The sequence below is a fragment of the Candidatus Cloacimonadaceae bacterium genome, assembly GCA_030693415.1.
Classification (GTDB): Bacteria; Cloacimonadota; Cloacimonadia; order Cloacimonadales; family Cloacimonadaceae; genus JAUYAR01.
The window spans coordinates 20,787-41,089 of sequence record JAUYAR010000052.1 but is presented as its reverse complement, the minus strand read 5'-3'; the positions used below and the strand labels follow the sequence as shown (position 1 = coordinate 41,089).

General features: G+C 50.5%; 18 protein-coding genes. 12 read left to right on the top strand and 6 right to left on the bottom strand.

Going from position 1 to position 20,303, the window contains the following annotated elements:
• Nucleotides 1-200: 200 nt before the first annotated feature.
• The 7 genes from Q8M98_03400 (at nt 201) to Q8M98_03370 (ending at nt 6,657) form a co-directional block, all read left to right on the top strand.
• Nucleotides 201-956 (top strand): carbon-nitrogen hydrolase family protein, encoded by a 756-nt coding sequence (locus Q8M98_03400; GenBank protein ID MDP3113802.1) that lies wholly within the window; start codon nt 201-203, stop codon nt 954-956.
• A 179-nt stretch (nt 957-1,135) separates the two neighbouring features.
• Nucleotides 1,136-2,278: a 5-(carboxyamino)imidazole ribonucleotide synthase gene (locus tag Q8M98_03395; GenBank protein ID MDP3113801.1), complete on the top strand. Its 1,143-nt coding sequence runs from the start codon at nt 1,136-1,138 to the stop codon at nt 2,276-2,278.
• Entirely contained in the window at nt 2,275-2,931 is a 657-nt protein-coding gene (gene purE / locus Q8M98_03390; GenBank protein ID MDP3113800.1) for a 5-(carboxyamino)imidazole ribonucleotide mutase, read from the top strand. The genes Q8M98_03395 and purE overlap by 4 nt, the downstream gene beginning before the upstream one ends.
• A gap of 53 nt (nt 2,932-2,984) precedes the next feature.
• On the top strand, nt 2,985-4,139 hold the full coding sequence (locus Q8M98_03385) for an MFS transporter (GenBank protein MDP3113799.1): 1,155 nt from the start codon (nt 2,985-2,987) through the stop codon (nt 4,137-4,139).
• Nucleotides 4,140-4,532: 393 nt separating this feature from the next.
• Nucleotides 4,533-5,600 (top strand): flavodoxin-dependent (E)-4-hydroxy-3-methylbut-2-enyl-diphosphate synthase, encoded by a 1,068-nt coding sequence (ispG, locus tag Q8M98_03380; protein ID MDP3113798.1) that lies wholly within the window; start codon nt 4,533-4,535, stop codon nt 5,598-5,600.
• A gap of 2 nt (nt 5,601-5,602) precedes the next feature.
• Nucleotides 5,603-6,142, top strand: coding sequence for a chromate transporter (locus tag Q8M98_03375; protein ID MDP3113797.1), 540 nt, complete (start codon nt 5,603-5,605; stop codon nt 6,140-6,142).
• Nucleotides 6,139-6,657 (top strand): chromate transporter, encoded by a 519-nt coding sequence (locus tag Q8M98_03370; protein MDP3113796.1) that lies wholly within the window; start codon nt 6,139-6,141, stop codon nt 6,655-6,657. Before Q8M98_03375 ends, Q8M98_03370 begins: the two co-directional genes overlap by 4 nt.
• Nucleotides 6,658-6,669: 12 nt before the next feature.
• On the opposite strand, the gene Q8M98_03365 is transcribed toward Q8M98_03370, so the two are convergent.
• From Q8M98_03365 to mtnA, 6 genes are all read right to left on the bottom strand, one after another.
• Nucleotides 6,670-7,584 (bottom strand): Ppx/GppA phosphatase family protein, encoded by a 915-nt coding sequence (locus Q8M98_03365; protein MDP3113795.1) that lies wholly within the window; start codon nt 7,582-7,584, stop codon nt 6,670-6,672.
• Nucleotides 7,581-9,860 carry a molybdopterin-dependent oxidoreductase gene (locus tag Q8M98_03360; GenBank protein ID MDP3113794.1) on the bottom strand — a complete coding sequence of 760 codons (2,280 nt, stop codon included), beginning with the start codon at nt 9,858-9,860 and terminating at the stop codon, nt 7,581-7,583. Before Q8M98_03360 ends, Q8M98_03365 begins: the two co-directional genes overlap by 4 nt.
• The gene (locus tag Q8M98_03355) at nt 9,857-11,356 is read right to left on the bottom strand and encodes an FAD binding domain-containing protein (GenBank protein MDP3113793.1); all 1,500 of its coding nucleotides are present in this window, start codon (nt 11,354-11,356) and stop codon (nt 9,857-9,859) included. The genes Q8M98_03360 and Q8M98_03355 overlap by 4 nt, the downstream gene beginning before the upstream one ends.
• A 526-nt stretch (nt 11,357-11,882) precedes the next feature.
• Nucleotides 11,883-12,317 carry an SsrA-binding protein SmpB gene (gene smpB, locus Q8M98_03350; protein ID MDP3113792.1) on the bottom strand — a complete coding sequence of 145 codons (435 nt, stop codon included), beginning with the start codon at nt 12,315-12,317 and terminating at the stop codon, nt 11,883-11,885.
• Entirely contained in the window at nt 12,314-13,639 is a 1,326-nt protein-coding gene (locus tag Q8M98_03345; protein MDP3113791.1) for an amidohydrolase family protein, read from the bottom strand. The genes smpB and Q8M98_03345 overlap by 4 nt, the downstream gene beginning before the upstream one ends.
• 3 nt (nt 13,640-13,642) lie before the next feature.
• Nucleotides 13,643-14,677: an S-methyl-5-thioribose-1-phosphate isomerase gene (gene mtnA, locus Q8M98_03340; protein ID MDP3113790.1), complete on the bottom strand. Its 1,035-nt coding sequence runs from the start codon at nt 14,675-14,677 to the stop codon at nt 13,643-13,645.
• 132 nt (nt 14,678-14,809) lie between these two features.
• Between mtnA and Q8M98_03335 the strand changes: the two genes are divergently transcribed.
• From Q8M98_03335 to Q8M98_03315, 5 genes are read left to right on the top strand one after another with little or no spacing between them, the layout of a single operon-like run.
• Nucleotides 14,810-15,652: a DUF2877 domain-containing protein gene (locus tag Q8M98_03335; GenBank protein MDP3113789.1), complete on the top strand. Its 843-nt coding sequence runs from the start codon at nt 14,810-14,812 to the stop codon at nt 15,650-15,652.
• Between the two features lie 10 nt (nt 15,653-15,662).
• Nucleotides 15,663-17,201 (top strand): acyl-CoA synthetase FdrA, encoded by a 1,539-nt coding sequence (gene fdrA, locus Q8M98_03330; GenBank protein MDP3113788.1) that lies wholly within the window; start codon nt 15,663-15,665, stop codon nt 17,199-17,201.
• Nucleotides 17,198-18,598: a DUF1116 domain-containing protein gene (locus Q8M98_03325; protein MDP3113787.1), complete on the top strand. Its 1,401-nt coding sequence runs from the start codon at nt 17,198-17,200 to the stop codon at nt 18,596-18,598. The genes fdrA and Q8M98_03325 overlap by 4 nt, the downstream gene beginning before the upstream one ends.
• Nucleotides 18,595-19,407 carry a cyclase family protein gene (locus Q8M98_03320; GenBank protein ID MDP3113786.1) on the top strand — a complete coding sequence of 271 codons (813 nt, stop codon included), beginning with the start codon at nt 18,595-18,597 and terminating at the stop codon, nt 19,405-19,407. Before Q8M98_03325 ends, Q8M98_03320 begins: the two co-directional genes overlap by 4 nt.
• A gap of 1 nt (nt 19,408) precedes the next feature.
• The gene (locus Q8M98_03315; protein ID MDP3113785.1) at nt 19,409-20,302 is read left to right on the top strand and encodes an FAD binding domain-containing protein; all 894 of its coding nucleotides are present in this window, start codon (nt 19,409-19,411) and stop codon (nt 20,300-20,302) included.
• Nucleotide 20,303: the final 1 nt, after the last annotated feature.

Below are 20,303 nucleotides of genomic sequence, written 5' to 3'. Positions count from 1 at the left end.
TATTTCGAAAAATTAGCCACAACTCGACATATAGATTCCCAAATTGTATCTTACGCACCCCAAAGGTATATATGGATATTCTTAAATTAACCCTCAGGTCAATAAGTTTAAATATGGTTATTGCCAACACATCTCCGAAGCGATCCAATACCGCACCCTGGATCGGAAATACTGGAGCTGATCATCCATAGGGATCGGGCATGAAAGTCGCTCTGTGCGTGTTTCCTATTTACTCGACAATCCGCAAAGCGCTTGGGGTGATGCAGGAAAAGATCGTCCAGGCTGTGAGTCTGGGGTGCGAGCTGATCGTATTCCCCGAAGCCTGTTTGAGCGGTCTGGACATCACCGGTGTGCCGGAAAAAGATACCAAACTCAGCCTCGCTATCAATTCCCGTGAAATCCAATCATTACGGAATATGGCACAAAAACTAAGCATCCATATTTGTTTTGGTTTCCTGGAGCTTACGGATGGGAAGGTCTATGACAGCGCGGTTTTGATTGACGACAAAGGCGATATCGTCATTCATTATCGCAGAATCAGTCCCGGATGGCTCCTGCCCGGGATGAGCGAAGAATTCAATCCATGTGGAGACACTGTCGAGTATGCGGACACGAAGTTTGGCAAGACGACCCTGATCGTCTGTGGAGACCTTTTCGATGCTTCGATTACGGATCAGGTCAACGCTGAAAAACCGGATTTGTCCCTTCACATCATGGCTCGCAGCTATCCCGTCTCAGATGAAACTCAACCAAAGTGGGATGCCTGGGAGCTACCCTATTACACAGATGAATGGACAAAGCTTGGCGGTTTGGTGCTCTCCGTCAACGCCATCCAAGCGATGTTCAGAGACGGGCACGATGCCTATTGTGGCGGAGCCTGGGTTTTCTCAAGGGAAGCCGGATTGCTTGCATCGCATTCACTTCTGGACGATAGCCTCTTTATCCATGAGGTATGATTCCGCGCCGGATCGATGTAAAAGCACGTTGAGTTGGTTTTTCTGCCTGCATTTGGCGGAGCTTACCTGCAGAAATCGGGGTATGCAGGCCACAAAATGCATTGACAATATAATAGGATACAGATTTTTGGTAGTCGGGGGGGTGCGCATTCAAAATCAGAGAAGTTAAAGGATTGCCCATGTTAAATAGTTTAAAGTTAGGAATTATAGCCGGTGGACAACTGGCAAAAATGCTGGTTCAAGAAGCCAGTAAATGGGATATAGTCACTTTTGTCCTCGATAATGAGCAGAATTGTCCGGCAAGCGGTGTTGCCTCGGTTTTTATTCAAGGCGACCATCGTGACTATGCAGCAGTGTATGATTTTGGGAAACAGGTTGATTTGTTGACATTCGAGATTGAGAGCGTAAACATTGGTGCCTTGTTAAAACTGAAATCGGAAGGCGTTCAGATAGTCCCAGACCCATCGGTTCTCGAAATTATCCAAGATAAAGGCACTCAAAAGCAGTTTTTTGCTGATCATGAGATCATCACATCTCCGTTTCAATTGTGCAAATCCAAGGCGGAGATCATTGAAGCCATAGCTTGTAATCGAATCCGCTATCCTTTTGTACAGAAAGCTCGGAAAGGGGGTTATGACGGACGGGGAGTAGTGATTATCAATGCGGAAAATGAGCTGAAAGATATTATGGATTGTGATTCCGTAATCGAAAGCAAAATCGACGTCTCCAAAGAAATATCGGTGATAGCCGCCAGAAATAGACAAGGAGAAATCCGTTGTTTCCCCGCTGTGGAATTGATTATAGAGCAAGAGGCAAATCTTGTGGAGAAATTACTCTGCCCGGCGAGATTCAGTCCAACCTTAGCAAAAAAGGCAGAATCGATAGCTTTGGAAGTGATCAAGAAATTGAATATGGAAGGGTTATTGGCGGTCGAGCTATTTATCGACCAGCATGACGATATCTATGTGAACGAAGTATCTCCCCGTCCCCACAACAGCGGACACCATACCATTGAAAGTGTGGCTACATCTCAATTTGAGCAACACCTCAGGGCGATATTCAATCTTCCGCTTGGCAGCACAAGTGTAATTATGCCCTCTGTGATGCTAAACTTATTGGGAGAAAAAGGATTTACAGGACCTGTAGTGTATCGGGGAATAGCCGAAAGCTTGGCGATAGAGGGTGTAAAAATCCACCTCTACGGAAAACAAATTACGAGCTACAATCGTAAAATGGGGCATGTAACGATACTGTCAACAAGCTTGGAGGATGCCCTGCAAAAAGCCCTGACAGTCAAAAAACTCATCAAGGTGCAATCATGAAAAAACTATGCGTAAGTATTATCATGGGATCAAACTCGGATATGCCCATAATGAAGCAGGCTGCAGAAATATTGGATTTTTTCGATATAGGCTATGAAATAGACATCGTGTCTGCGCATCGAACTCCTCAAAAGCTGTTTCATTATGCCGCAAATGCTCACAAACGCGATATCCAGGTTATTATTGCCGGCGCCGGCGGTGCAGCTCATTTACCGGGCATGGTGGCTGCGATTTCTCCTTTACCGGTGATCGGAGTACCCATCAAGTCCTCAAACTCCATAGACGGCTGGGATTCAGTGCTATCCATTCTCCAGATGCCGAATGGAGTGCCGGTGGCGACGGTAGCCTTAAACGGAAGCAAGAATGCTGGAATTTTAGCGGCACAAATAGTTTCTGTAGGTAATCCTGAAATCAGAGAGAAAATAATCAATTACAAGAAATACCTTGAAAAACAAGTTATTGATGCAGCAAGTGCGATTGACAGATCAGGCAAAGACGGATTTTTCAATGGTGGAACACTTGTAATAGCTTCCAGACACAGCAAAGAAACTATCATTGCACCGCTTTGCGAAAGGGAGCCTGGGGTTCGGTGCATCGTGGCTGAAGATTCTATTGTAGTATCCGGACAAAAGACACTAGAAAATCCAAGGTAGCGCGATTATTGTCACCAATGAACTGCATTTGAGCTGAAATGATGAAATCACCGATGAATAAATACATCTCAACATGCGCTTGCTTTGTGGTTATGCTATGTCTTGGCGGCGTTTACGCATGGAGCGTTTTTGCCCATGAGCTTCGTATCAGCGTGGGATTTACCAATGCCCAAGCGCAGCTTATATTTGGCACTCTTATCTGCGTATTTCCGGTCAGTATGATATTTGTCGCCAAGCTGGCGGAAAAGCTGTCTCCCCGCCAACTCATCACAATTTCCGCGCTGTTCTATAGCTGCGGATACATTATAGCCGGTTTTTCGCAGGGTAGCTTTTTATTGGTGCTGATGGGGATTGGAGTTTTGGGTGGCATTGGAACCGGTTTTGGCTATCTGGTATCAATCACGACTCCGGCAAGGTGGTTCCCTGAAAAAAGCGGATCGATAACCGGTATTGTTACCGCGGGGTTTGGTTTCGCCGCCCTAATTCTATCTTATTTTGCCAATAAATTGCTCCTGCAAGGCTATCATGTCCTTGAGATTTTTAAAGTACTCGGGGTGGTGTATGGATTGCTGCTGCTGACAATGTCTTTTATGGTAAAATCTCCTGATTCCATCTCGCTATCCGACAAAGTCAAATTTCGGAATCTAATCAATAACAAAGCTTTCTACAAGCTCTTGATCGGGATTTTCTTAGGCACTTTTGCAGGTTTGCTGATCATCGGAAATCTCAGATCGATTGGTGCAGTCCACAATGTCCCCAACAATACTTTGATTATGGGAGTATCCATCCTGGCAATAGCCAATTTTCTTGGCAGGATTTCATGGGGAGGCATTAGCGATCATCTTGGGGCAAATCTAACCATATTTTTCTCACTTGCTCTCCAGGGAATAGCGATTTATTTGCTCAATTATGTGGCGATAACTTCCGAAACCTATCTAATGCTTTCTTTATTGGTTGGTTTTGGGTTTGGTGGAAACTTCGTGCTTTTTGCCAAAAAAACAGCCAAGGTATTTGGCATGGACAATCTGTTAGCCGTATATCCATACGTGTTTGTGGGATACGCCATCGGTGGAATATTTGGTCCCGCGACCGGCGGTTATCTGTATGATATGTATGGTAACTTCGACGCTGCCATTTATCTGGCTGCTTTCGCAAGTATGGCAGGGGCAGCCATTTTTGTGTTTTCACGCAAACAAATGGTGAATTAACTTAAGCCAAAGCAAGATTGACCAAGCTTGAAAATATTGATCAGAAGCTGGATCAATTCCGGAAACCTGCCATTATCATCCAACTGCTATTAATTTCAAATTCTTAGCCGTTCGATTCATATCCTTCCTCGTGAGCATTACGGAGTCAATACGGACTTAGTCCGTAATGAGTCCGTATTGATTCCGTAATGCAAAGGGGGAAGAAACGAATTTTTGGGGTGCAAAATGTAGCGCAGCATGCCGATGCTGCGAACCGGTAAATGCTGTCCGCATGCTGCGAATTTGATGGTATGTTGATAGGGGTTTTCCTTCGCAGGATCGGCATCCTGCGCTACAGCGAAAACATCGATTGAAAAGAATTGACAGATTTTGACAATTCTATCCGCTTGGAACATGAGTGATATAAAGCGTAGAAAAACACGTCAGATCAGCCTTGGCGGCATTCTCATCGGAGGAGACGCTCCGATCAGCATTCAGAGTATGCTTTCGGTGCGAACATCCGATATCGGCGAAGCTCGGCAGCAACTAATTCGTCTTCAGACAGCGGGTTGCGATATCATACGGTTCAGTGTGGTTGATCTTGACGATGCTGCCGCGATTCCGATATTGAAGAGGATCAGTTCCATGCCGATGGTGGCGGATATCCATTTTGACCACCGTTTGGCTTTGGCGGCAATGGATGGCGGCATCGACGGCTTGCGCATCAACCCTGGAAACATTGAAAAGCGCAATCACGTGGAAACTCTTGTGGCGGCAGCCAAGGATCGCGGCGTTCCAATCCGCATTGGCGTCAACAGTGGTTCTTTACCTCGCGATCTACTTGATAAATATGGACTTACTGCGAATGCGATGGTTGAGGCGGCGCTGCGGCACGTTCGCATCCTTGAAGACCTGAATTATGACCGCATCAAGATCTCCGTCAAGGCTTCACACGTGCCCTTGATGCTGGAAAGCTACCGTCTTTTGAGCGCCAAGTGCGATTATCCGCTGCATCTTGGCATCACTGAATCCGGCACTTTGCTTTCCGGCAGCGTCAAATCCTCCCTCGCGTTGGGAATCCTGCTTGCCGAAGGGATCGGGGATACGATCCGCGTGTCCCTGACCTCCGATCCGGTGCAGGAAGTGATTGTGGCAAAAGAGATTCTGAAGGCGTTGGAGCTTCGCAAAGGACTCAATATCATCTCCTGTCCCACTTGCGGACGCACCCGCATCGATCTGATCGCTTTAACCGAAAAGGTGGAAACAGCATTGCAGAAATATGCCGATCTGCCTATCACCGTTGCGGTTATGGGCTGCGCAGTGAACGGACCCGGAGAGGCGCGCGAAGCGGATTATGGCATCGCCGGTGGAGATGGAGAAGGCTTGCTTTTTGCGCACGGCAAGATCGTCAAAAAAGTGCCGGAGGACAGACTGGTAGAGGAACTGATGGCATTGATCGAATCTGACGTCATAGCGGATTAGGCATGCTCTGGCAGATATTCAAAACCTTCTTCAAAATCGGGGCACTCACAATCGGCGGAGCCTATGCGATGATCCCTCTGATCCGCGACGAAGTCTGTTTCAAGCGCCGGTGGATTAGTGACGATGAATTTCTGGACGGTCTTGCGGCAGCGCAATCCTGTCCCGGTCCGCTCGCGGTCAACCTGGCAGTCTATCTCGGTATTCAGATCCGGGGCAGAAACGGAATGGCGATGGCGGTCTTGGGAACTTTATTGCCCTCGACGATCAGCATTATTCTAATCGCTTCCGTATTTACGCGTTATGCGCATTTGGATGCGATACAGCGGGTGTTTCATGCCTTGAGACCTGCTGTGGTGGCTTTGATCGCCGTTCCTCTGATCCAAATGACGAAAAAGGCGGGGATCAATGCCGGCAATTTCTGGTTTCCGCTGCTCTCTGCCGCGTTGGTGGCGATATTTTTTATCAGCCCCGTCTATCTGATCGCTTTAACGATCCTCTTTGCGGTGCTGCAAAGCTTGCGCAGGCAGCGGAGAAAAGCATGATCCCGTTGGCTATGATATTCAGTTTCATGAAGATAGGATTGTTCAGCTTCGGCGGGGGCTACGCGATTTTGGCGATGATCCAACAGGAAACAGTGATCAAGCACGGCTGGCTCACACAAGCGGAATTCACAGACATCGTCGCGATCTCGCAAATGACTCCGGGACCGATCGCGATCAATGCCGCCACCTTCATCGGTTTTCAAAAAGGCGGAATCCTCGGCAGTGTTGTTTGCACCTTTTCGCTGATCTTGCCCTCGCTGGTGATCATGCTGGCTATCACCTTGACCTACATGAAGTTGAAACATCAGCCCTGGTTCAAGAACGTGATGCAGAAACTGCGCTGGCTGAGCCTGGGATTGATCGGCGCGGCGATGATCCTGATCGGACAAAGCAGCTTTGGCGATGTCTTTTCGGTGGGAGTGTTTTTGCTGTGTTTTACGATCTACATGCGTTTCAAGATCAATCCTTTCTATATGTTGCTGGGTGCGGGAGTGGTCGGATTCTTCTTTGGTTGAGCTTGTTCTGGTTTAGAGCTGACCAAGAGCGGATTTGATCAGAGCGCCGTGGCGCAGACCACGATCCGAGACTGTGATATCTGAGCGCGAAAAGTGCTCCATGATGCCGTATATGATTGCCGTTCCAGCGATAATGATATCTGCTCGTTGGGGATCCAAGCCCTGGATATGTTTTCTTTCTTCCAGATTCCGGCTCATGTAGATATCTATCTGTCGGCGGATTTCTTCCCTTGAAAGCATTGTCCCGTGAACGATCTGGGCATTATAGCTGTTCAGGCTGTGAAAGACCGCTGCCAAAGACGTGAGCGTGCCGCCGCAACCGATGCCGGGATATGATTTCGGATCGGGATAGTGCTTTTCCAGCGTTTCTTGAATCTGCTTTTGCAGCGAGCCAAGCTCTTGTGGAGATGGTGGATCGCTGTGCAGGAGCTTCGTTGTGAGAGAAACCGCTCCCAAGCATAGGCTTTTGACGCGGGTGACCTGCTTTTTGGTACCGATTGCGATCTCCGTGCTGCCTCCGCCAATATCGATCACCATGATCTCATCGGAGTCATATTCAGCAAGCTCCGCCGCCGCCAGAAAAGATAGCTCCGCTTCTTTATCTCCTGAAAGGACAATGATATCCAAGCCCATTTCCGTTTTTACCCGATGGATGAATTCCTCCGCGTTTGATGCCAGCCGCAAAGTCATGGCGCCCACGCAAATGATCTTTTCAGCTTGGTATAGATTGCATAGCTCCTTCAGTTCACGAATTGCCTCGAAGCTGCGCTGCATCGATGACGGACTGATGATTGCGGATTTGTGGAGATCAGCGCCCAGGCGCGTGGTTCTGATTATGTCCAACACGGGAATTATATGTCCCGCATTAAGATCCGCGATCAGGCACTTGATCGAATTGGTGCCGATGTCGATGACCGCTTTTCTCACTGTCGGTCAAGCGCCTTCAAAACCGCTTCCGGAGTTGCGGGAAAGCCAAGCACCGCGTCGGCATTGATACTTCGCAAAGCGTTCCGGATGGCAAAATACACCGAGAGTCCATAGATGAATGGCGGTTCTCCGGTTGCTTTGCTGCCCATGACGCTGGCGTGTTCATCCTGCGATGCCAAGATCTCCACCTGCAGGTTTTCGGGGATATCGCGCACCGTGGGGATTTTGTATGTAGATGGATTCACAGCCAGATAGCGTCCGTCGGTATTGAAGAGAAGCTCTTCCATCGTGCACCATCCATAGCCTTGCACAAAGGCGCCGATGATCTGTCCACGATCGATTTCCATGCTCAAAGCCGATCCGTTTTCATGCACGATATAGGTATCCCTTACGCGATGTTCGCCGCTGAGCAGATCGATCTGAACCCTCGAAAGCGCGCAACCGGAAACATAATAGTGGAAAGGGTTTCCCCTGCCTTTTTCGCGGTCGAAGTACAAGCCCGGCGTGGCATAATATCCATAAGCCGCCAAAGGCACACGCTCGTTGTAAGCAAAGCGGATCAGTTCCACGAAGGTGATGGATTTGTCCGGCTCCTCCGCGCTGTGGATGAGAGAATCATCAAAGACGATTTCTTTCAGCTCAAATTCTTGTTGATACTTCTGCTGCAGTAGCTTACGCGCTGCCGGGGTTAAGCTGGTTTTGATCTTTTCAGCAGCAATGCGCGCAGCGTTTGCATTGATGTCGCTGCCTGTGGATGCTGCTGTGGGAGAAGCGTTTCCCACTCTCTGGGAATTGGCGCTTTCGATCCTGATCAGGGAAATGGAAATGCCCAGCACGCGCGAAACGACGATGGCGACTTTGGTGGAAAGTTCCTGCCCCATTTCAATACCGCCAGTGCTAACCGACACGCTGCCATCGATATAGACCCAAATCAAAGCAGAGCCCTGATTGAGCAGCGCGGTGGTGAACGAGATGCCAAACTTGACCGGCACGAAGCCGATGCCTTGTTTCAGGTATTGGTTTTGTTTGTTGAAAAGCTCTGTTTTGCTCTTCAGCCTCGTGTAATCCGCATTAGCCAAGAGCTTGTCAAACAGTTCATTACTTCTGATTTCAAAGACTTGTTGACCATACGGAGTGAAGTCTTTGTTTTGATAGAGATTTACTTTTCTGACCTCGATCGGATCCAGTTTGAGCAAATCAGCGATTTCTTCGATCACGGATTCGATCACAAAGATGCCCTGCGGCGCGCCGAAACCCCTGAAAGCCGTGTTGGGCGGAAGATTTGTCCGGCAGGCGCGTCCTCGGATGCGGGCATTGGGAATGTGATAGCAGTTTTCGGCATGGAACATGGCGCGTTCGAGGATGGCGATGGAGAGATCGGCATAGGCACCGCCGTTGCACATCAGTTCGAGGTCATAGGCACAAATCCTTCCCCTTGAGTCATATCCGGCCTTCCATCTGCTTTTGAAGGGATGGCGTTTGCCGGTGACCGACATATCCTCGTCTCTTGTCAACAATACCTGCACCGGACGCTTGCATAGAAAAGCCGCCAAGCCAGCCATACAAGCCCAGATCGTTGCATTGCGCTCTTTTCCGCCAAAGGCTCCACCCAAGCGGAGAACCTCGACGATGACATTGTGCGCGGGGATGCCAAGCACGTGGGAAAGCACTTCCTGCACTTCCATAGTGCTTTGCGTGGCGGTGTGAATAGTTAGCTGATTCCCCTCTCCGGGAACCGCGCGGCAACGCTGGGTCTCCATATAAAAATGTTCCTGCGCGCCGGATTTGGTCTCTCCTGAAATAGTGAATTCAGCTTCCATCAATGCTTTATCGACCTCTCCGCATTCGATTTTGCGTTCGGGAATATACCACTCGCATGCTGCTTCCGCATCATCGATTTCCAGCAGTGGAGGCAATTCTTGATACTCAAGCTCGATCTCTTTTGCCGCCGCCTCCGCCAAGCGCTCGTCCTCTGAAAGCACTATTGCCAAAGGCTGTCCATAGAACATGATCTTACTTATGGGAAAGAGCGGCTCGTCCTTGATCACGTGCCCGATCTGATTTTCACCCGGAACATCATCAGCAGTGATGATTCGCGCGATGCCCTTGATATTTGCGGCTTTGGAGACATCGAGTTTGGTGATCAAAGCATGGGCGACGGGGGAAAAGAGAAACTTCGCGTGCAGCATTTCGGGCAGCGGAGCTTCGTCGCCGACAAATCTCGCGTTTCCGGTGAGCAGGAGTTTTCCGCTGATGTGAAAAGGAGCTTTCTTCATCGTGCAACCCCCAAAAACTCTTTCAGATAGACGAAAAGCTGGTTGCGCACCGCTTTCCTGCGATATTCTTCGCTACCGCGCACATCCGATATCGGATTGAATTCATTTGCCACAAAATCCGCGATCGCGTCCACGTGCAGACCTTGCAACTCCATATTTATCATTGCTTTATGGAACTGTTTGGATAGAATCGGCACTTCCGCCACGCCGCCATAGGCAAGCCGCGCAGCTTGGACGATTCCATCGACCGTATTGATATAGATGGCGGAGGCGACTGCCGAAATATCCACTGCCTTGCGTTTCGCTGCTTTTTGACAACGCACGAAGACGTTGGGCGGCAAAGACGGTATCAAAACCCCAACGATGATTTCTCCCTCCTCCAGAGCGGTCTTGCGATATTCGAGGAAATACTCCGCGAGTGGAAGCTTGCGCATTGCGTCTTTGGATTCCAGAACCAATTCGGCATTGAGAACCAACAAAAGAGGCAGCATGTCCCCGACCGGAGAGGCGTTGGCGATGTTCCCCGTCAGCGTGCCAAAATTGCGGATCTGTTCGGAGGCGATCTTTCTGGTCATCTCAATCAGGATGGGCAGACCGGTCTTGATGACTTCAGAACGCATTATCTGCGAATAAGTTACATTCGCACCGATATAGATTCCTTCTTCCCGTGGATAGATAATGTCCAAGCCTTCGATCTGCGAAAGATCGATCAAAATGGGATAATGCCGCCTTTGGATACTCATCTGCACCATGATGTCCGTCCCGCCGTTAATCAGTGTATGCACCTCGTTTTGAGATGTGACCAGAAACAATTCTCTGAGGCTTGCCGGAACATGGTATGCCTGACAGGGGTAGAGCCTATCTGTTTCTCTTTCAATGTATTCCATCGGCAGATCAAAGGCGAGAAGTTCCGCCTCGATAGCTCTGCACCAAGCTGGAACGATGTCCGAGGAGCGATAATTGTCGGCGATGAAACGTGCTGCCTTGAGGATCGAATCGTAGCCGGTGCAACGGCAAAGATTTCCTTCCAGATTTGCGAGAATGCCTTCCGCGGAAGGGTTTGTCACCGAGGCAAAAAGGGCGAACATGCTCATCACAAACCCCGGTGTGCAATAGCCGCACTGGATTCCGTGAAATGCCAACATCGCGCTTTGGATGGGATGCAAAGCCTCAGGTGTGCCCAATGCCTCAACCGTGATCAGATGCTTGCCATGCAGCTTGGCGGCGTTGAACAGACATGAATTCACCGATTCATAGACGATCCCGCCTTCGCGTGGATATGCCAAAACGACTGTGCAGGCACCGCAATCACCTTCGTTGCAACTGCATTTGGTACCATAAAGATGCCGCTGCCGGTGCAAAAACTCCAGGGTGGTCATCGCTGGCGGAATCTCTTCCCGCACCCGTTTTCCATTCAGCCAAAACTCGATGCGGTTAAATTGGCAGCGCCTCGGATTGGCGTTCAAAACCTCGATATCCATCTTGCTTTCATTCATGATCGTCTCTCAATTCTCTCTTTTGGGCATAGTTCCGGTGAGGCTGATAATTTGTAAAGATATTTATTCAGAGATGAGAGATGTTTGTGAGCGAACTGGTGAACGAGTGAGCAGGTGAACAGGTGAGGCTGCGTCCCTTCAACCTTTTCATGGAGGGGCTTTTTGAGAATGCCGAACTCCGATTCGGCTATGGTTTGATAAACTGTGGGGAATCGGAATTCCCCACCCCAAGCGTGACATGTCACTATCATAGTCTAAAGAAATGAAAGGACTTAACAAAGTCATAAGCTAACTCATGCCGGGGGTTTTTCCTCCGCAGCATCGGCATGCTGCGCTACATTGTCCCGTCCGATTCCCTGCAAGCGCCGGATTTCTCGATAATTGATCATGTTATTGACCTCGATAGATTAATTTACAGCATTGCAGTCCAATGAACAGGTGAGGGGGCGCAGCCTCACCTGTTCACCTGTTCACTTGTTCACTTGCTCACCTACTCATCTGTACACCTGTTCACCTGCTCCCCCGTTCACTCGCTGCGTTCTTTTTCCCGTTGCAAGTCCTTCTTGTGCAGAGTTTCGCGTTTGTCGTAGGATTTCTTGCCTTTGGCGAGGGCGATAGTGAGTTTGCAGAAGCCATTTTCGTTGATGAAGATATCCAGGGGGATGATGGTCATGCCTTGTTCCTCGACCTTGGTGCACAGGCGGCGAATCTCGTGTTTGTGCAGGAGCAGCTTACGTTTACGCTCCGGCTGATGGTTAAAGAAAGCGGCATTTTCCCAGGGGCTGATGTGAAAATTGTGCAGCCAGCATTCGCCATCGACGATGCGGGCATGGCTGTCCTTGAAGTTGATCTTGCCGGCGCGGATGGATTTGATCTCGGTACCCTTGAGGACGATCCCGGCTTCAAACTTCTGCTCGAAGAAATAGTCATGGGAGGCTTTGCGGTTTTTGATCGGTCTCATCGTGCCAACTCCTTGCTGACTATGGATTTGTAACGCTTGGCGGTGGCGATCAGTTCGCTTTCGTCCACGTTCACAAGTTTGCGGTCGCGGAGTACCGCTTTGCCATTGATGATGACGTCCCGCACGGCGCGCGCGCCAAGTGCATAGACCACATGCGAATAGGGATTGTAGATCGGTTGGGAATTGAGTTCGTCGAGGGCGAGGATTGTGATATCGGCATCTTTGCCAATTTCGATCGAGCCGCGCTTGTCAAAGACTCCCAAAGCCCTGGCGGCGTTTCTGGTAGCCATTTTGAGCGTTTCGGCGGCGGGGAGAAAAGCGGGGTCGTTGTTGACGGTTTTGTGTAGTTTTGCCGTGATATCCATTTCCGCTAACAGGTCGAGATTGTTGTTGCTGGCGACTCCGTCTGTCGCGAAACAAGTGTTGATGCCGTGGTCATGATAAGCTTTGAGCGGCGCGATGCCGGAACAGAGCTTGAGATTGCTTTCGGTGCAAATGGCGATCGAGGAATGGCTCTGCGCGAGGATTTCCATCTCCTCTTCATTGATCAAGATGCCATGGGCAAAGATGTTTCGGCAGTCCAAAAAGCCGATCTCTTTCAAATAATGAACCGGTCTCAAACCATTCTGCTTGATGCAGTTATCCACTTCCGTATCAGATTCCGAAAGGTGCATGTGCAGCAGAATATCGTTTTGAAGAGCTACTTCCGCGCAGCGCTCGAGAGTTTTGCGCGAACAGGTATAAATCGCGTGTGGGGAGAGGTTGAAATCGATCAAAGGATTGGATGAATATGCAGCTTTTTGTTCTATCATCTTGCTGCCGATGAAATTGAGCGAATCATCAGAAACATCGCCAAGTTCGATGATCGCTTCGCCGATCAGGGCACGCAAACCTGCTTTAGAACAGGCGTCGGCGATGGCTGGCATGTCAAAATACATGTCGTGCGTCATGGTGATACCGTTTTTGATCATCTCGGATGCACCGTGCAAGGCTGCGTCAAAGATAAAGTCCCGTTTGAGCAGTTTCGCTTCCAGAGGCCAGATGTATTCGTTCAGCCAGATATTGAGGGGGAGATCGTCTGCCAACCCTCGAAAATAGGTCATCGGGAGATGGGAATGGGCATTGATCAAACCGGGGATGACGATGCACCCTCGCGCGTCAATGATCTGCGCCGCAGAAGTTTGTGAGTTCCCCTCAGTTTGGAGGGCGACGATCTTTCCATTCAGAATAGCGATCTCAAAACCTTCCAATACCTGCATCGCATCATCCATAGTGAGGATGGTGCCGCCGCGGATCAGGATGTCGTAAGTGATTGATTCCATTGTCTATCCCTGCACAAGTTGGGCGGCGTCTTTCGGTTTGTATATGCCTTTGTGAGTGATGATTCCGGTGATATACTTGGCGGGCGTGATGTCAAAAGCGGGATTCAGAGCGGGCGAACCCGGATTTGCCAACAGACAGCCGTTGAAACGCTTGATCTCATCTTCGTCGCGAATCTCGATCGGGATCTGGGAGCCGCGGTTGCAGGAAAAATCGAAGGTGGTGAGCGGCGCGGCGACATAAAACGGGATCTTGTGTTCATGGGCGAGGATGGCTTTTTCATAGGTGCCTATTTTATTCGCAATATCGCCGTTGATGCAGATGCGGTCGGCTCCGGTGATGACGAGGTCGATCTCGTTTTTGTAGAAATAGAAACCTGCTGCTGCATCCGAAATAATAGCGTGGGGAATGCCTTCCTGCTCGAGTTCGAAGGCGGTGAGTCTCGCTCCCTGAAAGCGCGGACGGGTTTCGTCCACATAGACGAAGATGTTCTTGTCTTTGCGATGCGCCATGCGGATCACGGACAGTGCAGTCCCCCAATCCACGGTTGCCAGAGCCCCGGCGTTGCAGTGGGTCAAAATCCTGGCGCCATGGGGAACGATGTCGTTTCCGATCACGCCGATCATTCTGCAATCTTCGGCACTTTTGTTGGCAAATTCGTTTGCAGCAAGGATCGCCACTTGACGGGCATGCGGAATATCCGGAATGAATTTGATCGTGCTTTCATAGACGTAGCTGACGCCGTTGAGGAGATCGATCGCCGTCGGACGCGTGGAAATGAGTTCTTCTCTGGCACTGCGCATATAGGCGCGGAACTTTTCCTCCGGGGCGTTTTGAGCCGCCAGCGCGATGCCAAAAGCGCCTGCAGCTCCGATTGCAGGAGCTCCGCGCACGGTCATGGTGCGGATCGCGTTTGCCACTTCGATATAGTTCACATATTCGATGATGCCAAATTCGAAGGGCAGCAGATTCTGGTCGATCATCTTGAGCCGCATGTGTTCCCACCACACGCTGCGATATTGTTGTCCATTTATTAACATTATGTCTCCATTGAAGTTATCGGGTCTGAGAACCATGTTGCGGCGGGGCTGTTTTCGTCAATAGCTTTCTTGCTTTCGATAGCGGACAAGGCTTTGCTTGACAAAGATCGAGGGCTGGATTCGCTTGTGCAAATGAGTTTTCAAGCACAGTCCGTTGATAATTTGCTCTCGTTCGGAGACATGGTTCCGCCCGGAGATTTTCATAGCGTCTGGTCTCGGCATGCCAGAGTTGTCAATTTCGCTTTTCAGGAGAGAGTGCTCAGCGTCGGGGATGGGAGCATTTGTCCTGGACCATTTCGTATCTGTCTGAAGGATATTGGGATAGCATCGATTGAGCGGGTTCTGGTCTCAGAGAATGAAATCACTGTCAATGACCGGATAAAGATTCCCGTCGATCCGGCTCGTCGTTTTGAATCCGGGGTCGATTTGAGTTTTCTGATACCGAAGATAATTTGGGAAAATATCCCCATATTGAGAGACCTTGTGGATGAAAACTCCGCTCCCGAAAGCCTCGCATGGCTCATGAGGGATTGTGCATCCGCTCCCGGAGGCTCGCCTTTTAATGTGGTGGTAAATACGAACTTGTGTTTCGCGTTTGAGCATCTGTGCAGTGGGGATATTCAGTCCGCGGTGAATGGATTTCGCGGTTGCGGCATTGGACTGACCCCCTCTGGAGACGATTTTCTGATCGGTTTGCTGCTGGGTTTGGGAGTTCGGGAAATCTCCGAAAAAAAAGACTTGCGCAAAATCCGTAGCTTGATATACAAAGAATCCTTGGCTAAGAATCTATTGGTCAATACGTTGCTGCATCAATCAATGCAGATGAGACCGGATGAAAATTGGCGCAGATTGATCTATGCCATCGGCGGATCGGGAGAGTTGGAAACTGCCGGTATGGATGTGATCAAGCACGGTGCCAGCTCCGGCGCGGATACTTTGACAGGATTCATAAGCGCATGGTATATTAACACTTAATGGAGGTATTATGCCGCTGATCGGAACGATCGTCGAGGGCAAATATCTGGACTCGGTGAAATTGATGACGATTTCCAAAGAGCTCAAGGCAAAAGAAGGCGTCACGGAAGCTGTGGCGATCAGCGCGAGCACGGAAAACAAGGCGATCCTGGCAGCGACGAACATGCTGCTGCCGGAGTTTGCGAAAGCGCCGGAGAGTTCCATCCTGATCGCAATTTTGGCGGATAGCATGGAACTCTGCAAAGCTGCGATCGCCGACGCCAAAGAGATTTTGTCCCGCAAACCGGAAGCGCGCGCCGGGCAAGCCAAGCTACTCCCCTCCAGCATCGAAAGCAGCATGAAAACCATGCCGGAAGCGAACATGGCATTGATCTCGGTGGCGGGAAAACACGCTGCCCGCGAGGCTTTCAGAGCTTTGAGGCTCGGTTTGCACGTGATGCTGTTTTCGGATAACGTGAGCCTTGAAGATGAGCTGAAACTCAAACAACTCGCCGTCTCGAAACAATTGCTGATGATGGGGCCAGATTGCGGCACCGCCATCATCAACGGAGTTCCGCTCGCCTTTGCCAACAAGGTGCGTGGCGGTAGGATAGGCATCGTTTCCGCTGCCGGAACCGGTTTGCAAGCAGTCTGCTGCGATATCCACAGACGCGGAGAAGGAATTTCCCAGGCTTTTGGTACTGGCGGACGCGACGGCAAAAAGGAGATCGGCGGATTGATGATCCTGCAGTGCCTTGATTTCCTCATCGATGATCCCGCCACAGAGGTGATAATCTTGATCTGCAAGTTGCCGGACGGGGAAGTGATAGAAAAGATCATGGCAAAACTGAAGACTTCACCCAAACCTTGGGTGGTCAATTTCCTTGGCGCCCCGCCAGGGCAAGATATTCCCAATATCTATTATACCAATACCTTGAGCGATACAGCACAAAGAGCCTGCCGCCTGGTGGAGCATGAAAATGATTCCGCTTTCGATGCCCACCAATTTAACAACCGCTCGCTGGTTCAGCTTCCTCAAAGAGCCACCCGAAAGTATCTGCGCGGTCTTTTCAGCGGCGGAACCCTCTGCTATGAAGCGCAACTGATCTTTCATCAAGCCACCGGCATGCACGCGTTCAGCAACGCCCCGCTGGCATCTGAACATCAGCTAACCAGCGCGTGGCAGAGCTTTGAGCATACGATCATCGACCTGGGCGCGGATGAGTTTACCGTGGGCAGACCGCATCCGATGATAGATTATGCCCTGCGGCTCAAGAAGATGGCGGAGGAAAAGACGGATATCGAATGTGCCGTCATCCTCCTGGACGTCGTTTTGGGTTTCGGCGCCCATCCAAAGCCGCATGAAGAGCTCATTCCCATGCTGAAACAGATCAAAAAGGACACCTGCATTGTCACTATTTGCAGCGTGATCGGCACCGAGAATGATCCGCAAAACATGCAAGCTGTCATTGATGGTCTGCGCGATGCCGGAGCGATCGTAACGACCTCAAATTCAGAAGCTTGCGCGCTGGCGGCAAAGCTGATCCTCGAGATCGGGAGGCAGCAATGAAACTGGATAAAACGCTTTCGATCATCAACATCGGAATTGAGGGCTTCAAGGACGACCTGGAGCGCCAGGGATATCAGGTGTCGCAGATAAATTGGCATCCTCCCGCCCAAACGCCTTTTTGGGCTTTTGAGTCCTTGGAAGCCCGCAGCGAGTTGATCGATGCCGCCAACCGGGAAACAATGGAGATCATTCAGAAAGGAAAAGCGTCTCTGGTCGGGTTGGATATCGCGGGAAACGTGATTCCCGGAATGCACGAAAAGCTGATCCTGCATGCAGGCCCGCCCATCACTTGGGATCGAATGTGCGGTCCGATGCGCGGAGCTGTGATCGGAGCGCTGATCTATGAAGGCAAGGCAGAGGATTATGCCAAAGCGGAAAAGCTTGCCGCATCGGGAGAGATCGAGTTTGCGCCCTGTCACGACCACTCGTCCGTAGGTCCCATGGCGGGGATCATTTCCCCCTCGATGCCGGTCTATATCGTTCGCAACGAAAGCTTTGGCAATCAGGCATATTGCACCTTGAACGAAGGACTTGGGAAAGTGCTGCGCTATGGAGCTTTTTCAGAAGAGGTGATCGCGCGCCTGAAATGGATGGAAAAAGTGCTCTATCCGGTATTGAAGAACGCGCTCAAGCTATTGGGCAAGATCGACTTGAGCTCTATCATTTCCCAAGCTTTGCACATGGGGGACGAAGTTCACAACCGAAACCGTGCCGCCACCTCGCTTCTGATCCGTCAGTTCGCTCCCGCGGTGCTTCGCAGCTCCGTCGAGAGAGAAGATTCTGCCGCCGCGCTGGAATTTATCAACGGCAACGACCATTTTTTTCTCAATCTATCCATGCCGGCTTGCAAGGCGATTTTGGACGCGGCTAAAGACATCCCCAATAGCAGTATAGCCATCGCCATGGCACGAAACGGCACGGATTTTGGCATCAAACTCGCCGGTAGAAACGATTGGTTCGTTGGCAAAGCCTTGGTGCCGGAGGCGCTGTTCTTTCCGGGATATACGATTGCCGACGCCAATCCGGATATCGGAGACAGCACCATCACCGAGACCGGAGGACTTGGAGGATTTGCCATCGCCGCGGCTCCCGCAATCGTGCAATTTGTTGGCGGAAACGCTTCAGATGCGTTAGATTATACCTTGAAGATGTATGATATCTGCTTTGGCGAAAGCGGAAGCTATCAGATTCCGGCATTGGACTTTCGCGGAACACCGCTGGGAATCGACATCAGAAAAGTGGTCGAACTCAATACCACGCCATTTCTCGATACCGGCGTGGCACATAAAGAGCCGGGCATCGGACAGATCGGCGCGGGAGTCCTTCAAGCACCGATCGAACCATTCGTCTCGGCATATCTGACCTTAGCCGAATCCCTATCAGGAGGAAAAGAATGAATACGCAAGACTTTTTGACATTGATGAGCCAAGTGAAGATGTATGACCTCACCCAGAGGCTGAGCATCCACACGCCGCCATGGCCAAGCTATATGCCGCTCGGGATCCAGTATTTCAAACGTATCGCGGGCGCACACATGGGTCAGGGCGCAAACGGACAGATCATCCAAACCAGCAATCACGTGGGCACCCACATCGATGGCGAGATTCATTTCCACGCCAGCGGCAGAACCATCGGCGAGGTGCCAATGCACGAATGGGTGGGCGACGGAGTGGTCGTCGATATCTCCGATTCCGTGGGAGATTATGATCTCTATTCCCCCGAACTGCTGATGCAGAAAGCCGATATCCGCAAAGGGGACATCCTCATCATCAATACCGGCTACCACAAATATAGCTGGGATCAACCGGAATCCGACGAGCTGCGCTATTTCGTGAAACACCCGGGACCCGATCCTTCCTTCCATAAATGGGCTTTGGAGATGAAACTGAAATGGATCGGAGTCGATTGCGGTTCGGCGGATCATCCGATGAATACGATCATCCGCACCTGGCATCCCAAATCCTTCATCGACGCGGAAAAGAAACTGATCGAGAAACATGGCAAAGCCTGGGACGAGCTTTTTGACCCCGAAGAATATTATCAGGTGATGCATCTGAAACTCTTTCCAAAGAAACTCGTGCATGCCGAAAACCTTGGCGGAGAGATAGATAAGGTCAGCAACAAAAGGCTCTGGATCGGGCTCTTTCCCCTGAGAGGGATCGAACTGGAATCCTCCATGTGCCGCGTCATCGCTTTGGAGCCCTGAAATGGCAATCGCGCACGAATATGAATATTTCGCTCCGGCAAGCTTGTTTGAAGCCACTCAGATTCTTTCACAGTTTGGCAAAAAAGCGGCTCCGCTTGCCGGTGGAACCGATCTGATCGTCTTTATCAAAGAAGGTATGATCACGCCCGCGGCGGTGATCGACCTCAAACGTGTCAAGGATCTGAAGGCTCTGGAAATCAAGGCGGAGGGGCTTTTTCTCGGAGCGAATACGACATTCAGCGATCTGGTGAATTCACAGATCATCAAGCGCGAATATCGTCTGCTTTGGGAATCCGCGCACAGCGTAGCTTCCGTGGGGATCCGCAACCGCGCCACGGTCGTGGGAAACATCTGCAGCGCGATTCCATCGATGGATGCCGCTCCCGCACTGCTTTGCTATGATGCGGTGGTGCATCTGATCTCTCTCGGCAGCGAACGCGAAGTTCCGATCCAGCAGTGGTTTGTCGCTCCCCGAAAGACTTTGCGGAAACCGGATGAGATCGTGGCTGGGATATCTTTGAAAAAACCTGCGGACAAACATGCCGGGATCTATCTCAAGCTCGGACGCTACAAGGGTGAAGACCTTGCCCAGGCGGGTTTGGGTATCCTCGTGACGGAAAAATGGGAATATCGTTTGGCTTTTTGCGCCGTGGCACCGATTCCGGCAAGGGCGAGTTCCATCGAGGGCTTGCTCTTTGGCAAGAAACTCAATCCGGAACTGATTCTCCAGGTGCAGAATCTGATTCCGACCGAGATCGCTCCGATCAATGATATCCGCTCCAGCGCGCGATACCGCACCCACATCTGCAAAGTGATGATGCAGAGAGGATTACCCGCGGCTGTCGATCGTCTCAATGGCGTCGAAATCGATAATACAGGGATTTTGGGAGGTTGAT

Bases quoted from the DNA above. Each gene is read 5' to 3' on its own strand.
- Q8M98_03355 (MDP3113793.1), bottom strand. From the start codon at position 11,356: ATGAATGAAAGCAAGATGGATATCGAGGTTTTGAACGCCAATCCGAGG.
- Q8M98_03370 (MDP3113796.1), top strand. From the start codon at position 6,139: ATGATCCCGTTGGCTATGATATTCAGTTTCATGAAGATAGGATTGTTC.
- Q8M98_03315 (MDP3113785.1), top strand. From the start codon at position 19,409: ATGGCAATCGCGCACGAATATGAATATTTCGCTCCGGCAAGCTTGTTT.
- smpB (MDP3113792.1), bottom strand. From the start codon at position 12,317: ATGAGACCGATCAAAAACCGCAAAGCCTCCCATGACTATTTCTTCGAG.
- Q8M98_03335 (MDP3113789.1), top strand. From the start codon at position 14,810: ATGAGTTTTCAAGCACAGTCCGTTGATAATTTGCTCTCGTTCGGAGAC.
- Q8M98_03345 (MDP3113791.1), bottom strand. From the start codon at position 13,639: ATGGAATCAATCACTTACGACATCCTGATCCGCGGCGGCACCATCCTC.
- ispG (MDP3113798.1), top strand. From the start codon at position 4,533: ATGAGTGATATAAAGCGTAGAAAAACACGTCAGATCAGCCTTGGCGGC.
- Q8M98_03325 (MDP3113787.1), top strand. From the start codon at position 17,198: ATGAAACTGGATAAAACGCTTTCGATCATCAACATCGGAATTGAGGGC.
- Q8M98_03385 (MDP3113799.1), top strand. From the start codon at position 2,985: ATGAATAAATACATCTCAACATGCGCTTGCTTTGTGGTTATGCTATGT.
- fdrA (MDP3113788.1), top strand. From the start codon at position 15,663: ATGCCGCTGATCGGAACGATCGTCGAGGGCAAATATCTGGACTCGGTG.
- Q8M98_03395 (MDP3113801.1), top strand. From the start codon at position 1,136: ATGTTAAATAGTTTAAAGTTAGGAATTATAGCCGGTGGACAACTGGCA.
- mtnA (MDP3113790.1), bottom strand. From the start codon at position 14,677: ATGTTAATAAATGGACAACAATATCGCAGCGTGTGGTGGGAACACATG.
- Q8M98_03375 (MDP3113797.1), top strand. From the start codon at position 5,603: ATGCTCTGGCAGATATTCAAAACCTTCTTCAAAATCGGGGCACTCACA.
- Q8M98_03400 (MDP3113802.1), top strand. From the start codon at position 201: ATGAAAGTCGCTCTGTGCGTGTTTCCTATTTACTCGACAATCCGCAAA.
- Q8M98_03360 (MDP3113794.1), bottom strand. From the start codon at position 9,860: ATGAAGAAAGCTCCTTTTCACATCAGCGGAAAACTCCTGCTCACCGGA.
- Q8M98_03320 (MDP3113786.1), top strand. From the start codon at position 18,595: ATGAATACGCAAGACTTTTTGACATTGATGAGCCAAGTGAAGATGTAT.
- purE (MDP3113800.1), top strand. From the start codon at position 2,275: ATGAAAAAACTATGCGTAAGTATTATCATGGGATCAAACTCGGATATG.